We start from the raw sequence: 1,044 nt of genomic DNA, 5'->3' as shown, positions 1-1,044 counted from the left end.
TTGAGTATTGCGGACAGATTGAGCCATCAGTGCGGTGATTTGAGCCACTATTTGCGGTCAACTGAGCCATTAAGTGCGGGGGTGAGAGCCACTCTTATTAATGTAGCTAATAATATAAACAACCACTGGAACTTCACTCGCTCCAATGGTTGTTTATATTATTATTTGAATCTCTTATCTCTCAATTCCTGATCAATAATCTCAATAGCCCAACGAACTAATTCATCCTGATCTATATCCTCTTCTTCGTTCCAAATGCAGGAGGGTAATAGCTTTTCCTCTACAGCCTGCTGTACCTTATCAGGTAAATACATATGCAGAAAGTATCTAGCTATACGGTTTTCAACTGCTCGCGGAATCATTTAAATCCCCGCAATCCATGGCGTTCCCTCATCGAAACTTCACCATCAACTAGAATCTTATAAGAATCATGAACGATTCTGTCAAGAATCGCATCTGCTATTTGTGCCTGTCCCAGTTTGGAATGCCATCCCTCAGGTGAAAATTGAGAACAGAATATAGTAGAGGCTCTTTTGAGCCTTGCTTCAACAATCTCCAACACATGAAGTACATTTTCCTCTGACAGCTCTGTTAGTAGCCACTCATCTAGGATTAATAAATCAATCTTTTTGTACTTCTGAATTAACTTACGGAAGCTGCCATCTGCTTCATACTTTGCTACAGCTAATTCATCAAGTAATTCTGGTAACCTTATATATTTAACTTTATAAAATTGGCGACATGCATGTACCCCAAAGGCATTAGATATCCACGTCTTTCCGTTCCCAGAGGCGCCCATTAAAATGATGTTATGGTGATTTTGAAGGTAATTTCCTGTTGCTAACTCTAGTATTTGATTCTTATCTAAATTACGATCCGGATGATATTCGATATCTTCAATAGCTGCTGTTGGTTCGCTGAGTGTAGCCTGTTTAATTAGTCGTTCAAGTCGATTCGATTTACGTCTATCATATTCATAATCTACCAGGAGATTGAATCTATCATCAAAATCCATGTCCCTATAATCATTATTCTGCTTTTGCT

The 1,044-nt window shown here is 38.7% G+C and carries 2 protein-coding genes; both read right to left on the bottom strand.

All coding sequences use genetic code 11. The features are described from left to right. Nucleotides 1-161: 161 nt before the first annotated feature. Complete coding sequence (locus ACGTN9_RS20985) at nucleotides 162-314, bottom strand: hypothetical protein (RefSeq protein WP_499596477.1); 153 nt, start codon at nucleotides 312-314, stop codon at nucleotides 162-164. Nucleotides 315-358: 44 nt separating this feature from the next. Further along, nucleotides 359-1,044, bottom strand: a 686-nt coding sequence (locus ACGTN9_RS20980; protein WP_499596475.1) for an ATP-binding protein, incomplete at its 5' end; no start/stop codon positions are given.

The sequence above is a fragment of the Halobacillus sp. B23F22_5 genome, assembly GCF_043497085.1.
Lineage (GTDB): Bacteria > Bacillota > Bacilli > Bacillales > Halobacillaceae > Thalassobacillus.
The sequence above is the reverse complement of the archived record's forward strand: the minus strand, read 5'-3'. Positions and strand labels throughout refer to the sequence as shown.

What these genes read in the sequence shown, in the direction of transcription:
- ACGTN9_RS20985 (WP_499596477.1), bottom strand. Translation starts at nt 314, where the DNA reads ATGTATTTACCTGATAAGGTACAGCAGGCTGTAGAGGAAAAGCTATTA.